Source organism: Streptomyces sp. NPDC050743 (genome assembly GCF_044456925.1).
In the GTDB taxonomy this organism is placed as follows: Bacteria; Actinomycetota; Actinomycetes; order Streptomycetales; family Streptomycetaceae; genus Streptomyces.
Map to the genome: position 1 here is coordinate 1 of NZ_JBITGJ010000121.1, position 5,405 is coordinate 5,405.

Below are 5,405 nucleotides of genomic sequence, written 5' to 3' on the forward strand. Positions count from 1 at the left end.
GTTCCAGATCCAGCGGCAGCGATCCCACTCGGCTTCGAGCCGGCGCCTGGCCGTGTTCGACAGGCGCACACGGAAGGTGTACCGGGCATGCCCGGCGTCCTTCGTGCCAGCCTCCGTCGTCATGCATCCGAACCTACCCGAGAGCACTGACAGTTGAGAGCTCTCGATCATCGTGGGCGACATCACCGCCGTGCGGGGCGGGGCGCCGGATCGCCCCGACGGCGATCCGGCTACCCCTGCCCTGCCCCACAGGAGTCCGATTCCTCCCCGGCCTGACGGCCGGGGCATCCTCGGAGGAACCCGGTGAACAGCCGGGCATGGTCGATGGCGACGCCCGCCGCGCCGGCAAGGGCTACCACCACGGCCTCGTCCTGCTCGTCGAAGGGCTGATGGTCGTGCCGTTCGGACAGGTACAGGTCCCCGTAGATTTCGCCGCGCACGGTGATGGCCACCCCCAGGAGGGTGCGCATCGGTGGGTGCCCTGGCGGGAAGCCCGCCGAGAGCGGGTGGGTGGCGATGTCGTCGACCCGCAAGGTGAATCAGCTGCCCGAGCAGCCCTCGGCCCTGCGGTTGCCCGACCTCTGCCAGGTCAGCCCGCTCCTGTTCGGTGAGCCCGACGGCGATGAATTCGGACAGGCCCGTACGCCGCTCGTTCACGACGGCCAGGGCGCCATATCGGGCGCCGACCATGTCCATCGCGGTGCTGACGATCTGATGCAGTACCTCGGGCAGTTCCAGTTCCCGACTGATCGCCAAAACGGCGTCCAGCAGACCCTACAAGCGTTCCTGGGCGCGTGCGAGCGCGTTGAGCTGCTCCGCGACCCGACCCGGTTCGGCGTCCACGCGCAGGCGCTGTCGGAGCGGGAGCGAGTGGTGGTCCGGCTTCATGGCGCGCCCCTTCGTGACGGAGCGGGCAGCTTGGTCATCACGGTGCTGCCGATTCCACGATAGGGCGGCTCATCCCCCTTCGCCGGAAGGGCATCACCTGCCGATCGGACCGGTCCGAGCCGGGCAGGGCTCGGTGGCCCTTGGCGCAGGGCCGTCCGGACCGTCGCGCTCGTGCCCGGCGGCGAGTGATGATGAACGCAGAGAGATCTGCTGCCGCGGGCCTCGTACCTGGGACGACCTGGGAAGGTGAGGCAGAAAATGATGTTCTGGTACGGCCATGGAGTGAGCGGCTGGGGCTGGTTCGTGATGTCGCTCAGCACGGTGTTGTTCTGGGCGCTGATCATCACGGTCGGCGTTCTGCTCTTCAGGGCCCTGGCCCACCCCACCCCTCCCGACCCAGGCCACGGCTCCTGGCAGAAGACACCTCCTGACAGCGGCCCCGAGCAGATCCTCGCCGAGCGGTACGCGCGCGGCGAGATCGACGACGAGGAATACAACCGCCGTCTGGCCACACTCCGTGGTTCACCCACGGATGCAGCCAAGCCACCAGCGCCGTAGCCGGTCTCGCCATCGTGGCCGTCCGATCCGTCTGCGCAGCCCCGGTCTCGGAATCGGCCCACTCAGCCACCCGAGTGCCAGACCACAAACGGTGAGGTGGCACACCGTGCGTGGCGCGTTGGACGACAGCACCACGCCTGAGGAGACGGTGACGATCATGCGAGCTCAACTCGGCGATCAACTCGTGATCGAGAGTCCGACGACGGGCGCGACCCGACGCGACGGCGAGATCGTCGGATTGCACCATGCGGATGGAACACCGCCGTACGACGTGCGCTGGTCGGACACACACGACGTAACACTGGTCTTTCCCGGGCCCGACGCGCACGTCCGTCACCTCAAGCACGGACCGGGAAGTATCCACGGTCCTTCCGGGCAGCACGCTGCGGAGGAGGAAGACGTGTCCCTCAGGACCCCACAGGAGCCGGGCCCGAACCCCGGCGACATCGGCCGGCGTGTGGCCGCCGAGCGCGAGCGACAGGGCCTGAGCCGGGACGAGGCTGCCCGCCGCGCTGCCATGGCGCCGGACTACCTCGCCTACCTCGAAGAACGCCCGGCCGATCCGAGCCTGGCGACCCTCATCCGTCTCGCCTCCGCGCTGGGGACCAGTGTGGCAGCCCTGCGCGGGGGCGGAATCGATCTGCCACCGGGGCAGGGCCATGCGCTCCTGCACCCGGAGCTTCGGGATCTCAGCCCCGATGAATGCCGCGCCCTGCTCTCCACCCACGGTGTGGGGCGCGTAGCGGTGTCCACCCCAGACGGTCCGGCGGTCGTCCCGGTGAACTACGAGGTCACCGATGACGCGATCGCCTACCGGACGATGCCCGACTCCGTGCCTGCGGCGGCCGTGGGGGCGGAGGTCGCCTTCGAGGTCGACCACGTGGACGAGGCGATGAGCCACGGCTGGAGCGTCCTCCTCGTCGGTCCCGCGCGAGTCGTCACCGAGCCCGACGTCGTGCAGCGTCTGGCCGAGCACGCCCACACAGAGCCGTGGGCGGGCGGCAAGCGTGAGATGTGGGTGTCGATCCAGCCCAAGCGGCTCACCGGCCGCCGCATCAGGCCGGTCGACCAGTGAGAGGCACCATCCACACCCGTCACTTGGTCAGGTCGGCATGGCAGGTTTCCCGGTCACCTGCGCCTCGACGTCCACCACGCCTTCCACGGCACGGGCGAGACGTGCGGCAACCGGGAGCAGCGAGGTGTCGCAAAGCTCTCCGCGAAGGGTGACGACCCCCTCGCGCACCTGCACATGGATCGTGTGACTGAGGGCGGGGAACAAGAAGGACACCACGGTGCGGCGGACTTCTTCCGCGATGTCCTCGTCCGACCGCAAGAACACCTTCAGCAGATCGCCGCGGCTGACGATGCCCCGCAGCATGCCCGCATGATCGACCACGGGCAGCCGCTTGACGTGGCGCACGGCCATGATCCGGGCTGCCTGAGCCAAGGTGGCCCCGGGACCCACAGTGACCGCGGGGGCACTCATGAGCCCCGCGGCGGTCACCGCCCGCGCCTTGACGAAGCCCAACCGGTGCCCCAGCTGGTCACCGCTGCCCGATGCGCTGTCACGCAGCGCCTCCCTGGCCAGTAGATCTGCCTCGGAAACCACACCGATGACGCGTCCCTCGCCCTCCAGGACCGGCAGCGCACTGACCTTCCACTGCTCCATGATCCGGACGATCTCCTTGAAGGGAGCGTCGCGACTGACAGCCACGACCGTCAGAGTCATCACATCGCTCACCAGACGCGGAGTCTCGGGCATGTCAGACCTCCTCCACTCGCCTCATCACAGCGCTGTACAGGAAGGCACGTTTGAGTGGTTGGCCTCGCTGGTACGGATCGGGCTGGTCGTGGCCGCTCTGCGGGATCTGTTCCGTACTGTCTGGCACGCCACCCGCCACAGCCCTTGAGTCGCCTTGTCACGTCGGGGATGTGTGGAGACTGGCCCGGCTGCCGCCGTTCCTGCGGTCAACTGGTCTTGTGGCCCCACTTCGGCCCGACGAGGGCCCATTCCCTGTCCCACTGCTGGATGCACCGACGGTCGAGGTACCACCGCCCGGAGCCCCCGATCCCGAACACCACGCCGCTCACAGCGAGGGCCGCGGCAGCTCCGAAGAGTCCCGCCTCGACGGCTGCCCTGGTGGGCGTCGGCGGCTGTGTACTCAGCTTCCCCTGGGCGTCGATCCAGATCCTGACCGTGGAGCCGGCCTGCTTCCCGGTGGTCACCAGCGTCATGCCGCTGTGTGTGGCTCCGTCTGAGGTGGTCCAGCGGACCCTTGCCGAGGCCAGGTCCCTGCCCATCCCAGTCGCGGCACGCGGAACATCATCAAGGAGAACAGCTGGAAGGGGGTTGCGTTCGGCCCGCTGCTGGGCGAAGACCTGGTCGGCTGCACGGGCCGTTACCAGACCGGCCACCGTGCCACCTACTGCGATCAGCACCCATATGGCGAGTAGGAGCCATGCCTCGAGGACGTCGTCGCGTCGCCGGATCGGGTTGTTCCGCCATCGCCACAGCGGCACCTTCGTCCGCCGGCGCTTCCTGTCCGCGGGCCTGCCCTCGCGCATCTCTCCGCACCTCCTCGTCGTCACACACATGAAAGTGACAGGAGCAGCCCTCCCGTGACATGGGCCGATCAGGCGGAAGCAGAGGGCCGATCGGGCCAAGGCCATGCTGGCGCAGGACCGGTCGGCCCAGCGCACGCACGCATCGTTGACACGCCGATGTTCTCTGCCCGCGCGCAGTGGCCGGTGTGCCCTGAACGGGACTGGCAAGGGGACCATCGGCCCCTCGCCCCTGCGCAGTGGTGCCTTCAGGCTCGTAGGACACGTGCAACTGTCCGACTCCGGACGGGAGGAGGCCCACATGCGAACCGCGCCCCTCGACGCCGCAGCCCTGGAAGCCTGCATCTCGGCCGCCGTGGCCGCGCCCTCGATCTACAACACCCAGCCGTGGCGCTTCCGCCTCGCCCCGGACACCGTCGCGCTCGAGGTACGCGCCGCACCCGAGCGCGGCCTGCGCCACGCCGATCCTGTCGGCCGGGCGCTACACCTGTCTGCCGGCGCCGCTGTCTTCAACCTCCGCGTCGCGACGGCCCACTTCGGCTGGGCACCGGTCGTACGGCTGCTACCGGATCCCGAGGACCCCGGAGTGCTGGCCAGCCTTCGACTGTCCGAGGCGGCCCAGCGGCACACTGCGGGGCACCGCCCCGATCTCTACGAGATGATCTGGCGCAGGCACTGCAGCAGGTTCCCCTTCTCCAGCAGGACGCTTCCACCCAGCATCCGAACCGAACTCGCCGAAGCCGCTCAAACGGAAGGCGCCACACTGACCTTCCCCAGGGCCACCGAGACGGCACGGCTGCTGCGCGTGGCCACGGAAGCCGAGCATCGGAACCGCGCCGACCCCGACCGGGCAGTGGAGAGCCGCCGATGGGTACACCGGGACCCGGACGACCCTGCCGACGTCGGCATACCCCAAGCGGCACTGGGACCGCAGGACGCGCACGAGCAGCTGCCCATGCGTGACTTCACCGCACAACGCCACCCTGAGCGGCTCCCCGCCCAGCCCTTCGAGTCCCTGCCCGTCGTCGCCCTGCTGACCACCGAGCATGACCGTCGCAGCGACTGGCTGCGCGCCGGACAGGCGCTGGAGCACCTCCTATTGGTGGCCACGGCGCACGATGTGCGTGCCTCCCTGCTGCACCAGCCGATGGAGTGGCCCGACCTGCGCCGAGATGTGAGCCCCGTGCCGGACCTCACCGGCCATGTGCAGATACTGATCCGCCTCGGGTACGGCCCGCAGGGCCCGGCCACTCCGCGACGTGCACCGGATCAGGTGGGGTGACGCTCAACGACGAGGGCTGTCCCGGTAGTGGGGGGGGGGGGGGGGGGCCGGCCCCAAACCCGCGGGGCCGGGGGGGGGGCGGCCTTACCAGTGGGGTTTGGGGGGGGGCCGCGAA

Annotated in this window: 7 protein-coding genes; 4 read left to right on the plus strand and 3 right to left on the minus strand. The window is 69.4% G+C overall.

The features are described from left to right. Nucleotides 1–230 precede the first annotated feature (230 nt). A complete protein-coding gene (locus ACIBJF_RS45990) occupies nt 231–533 on the minus strand; it encodes a GAF domain-containing protein (RefSeq protein ID WP_399183499.1) in 303 nt (100 codons plus the stop codon). Between ACIBJF_RS45990 and ACIBJF_RS45995 the strand changes: the two genes are divergently transcribed. The 3 genes from ACIBJF_RS45995 to ACIBJF_RS46005 all read left to right on the plus strand — a co-directional run bounded on the left by ACIBJF_RS45995 (nt 517) and on the right by ACIBJF_RS46005 (nt 2,521). Further along, nucleotides 517–951 carry a hypothetical protein gene (locus ACIBJF_RS45995; RefSeq protein WP_399183500.1) on the plus strand — a complete coding sequence of 145 codons (435 nt, stop codon included), beginning with the start codon at nt 517–519 and terminating at the stop codon, nt 949–951. The genes ACIBJF_RS45990 and ACIBJF_RS45995 overlap by 17 nt on opposite strands. 195 nt (nt 952–1,146) lie before the next feature. Continuing rightward, nucleotides 1,147–1,446: an SHOCT domain-containing protein gene (locus ACIBJF_RS46000; protein ID WP_399183502.1), complete on the plus strand. Its 300-nt coding sequence runs from the start codon at nt 1,147–1,149 to the stop codon at nt 1,444–1,446. A gap of 157 nt (nt 1,447–1,603) precedes the next feature. Then, nucleotides 1,604–2,521 (plus strand): DUF1918 domain-containing protein, encoded by a 918-nt coding sequence (locus tag ACIBJF_RS46005; RefSeq protein ID WP_399183522.1) that lies wholly within the window; start codon nt 1,604–1,606, stop codon nt 2,519–2,521. 27 nt (nt 2,522–2,548) lie between these two features. Here the strand turns inward: ACIBJF_RS46005 and ACIBJF_RS46010 are convergent, their stop codons facing one another. Further along, nucleotides 2,549–3,208, minus strand: a complete 660-nt coding sequence (locus ACIBJF_RS46010; protein WP_399183504.1) for a CBS domain-containing protein — start codon at nt 3,206–3,208, stop codon at nt 2,549–2,551. 206 nt (nt 3,209–3,414) lie between these two features. Then, nucleotides 3,415–4,011, minus strand: coding sequence for a hypothetical protein (locus ACIBJF_RS46015; RefSeq protein WP_399183506.1), 597 nt, complete (start codon nt 4,009–4,011; stop codon nt 3,415–3,417). 298 nt (nt 4,012–4,309) lie between these two features. Here ACIBJF_RS46015 and ACIBJF_RS46020 point away from each other — a divergent pair, with 298 nt between their 5' ends. After that, a complete protein-coding gene (locus ACIBJF_RS46020; protein WP_399183507.1) occupies nt 4,310–5,290 on the plus strand; it encodes an Acg family FMN-binding oxidoreductase in 981 nt (326 codons plus the stop codon). Nucleotides 5,291–5,405: the final 115 nt, after the last annotated feature.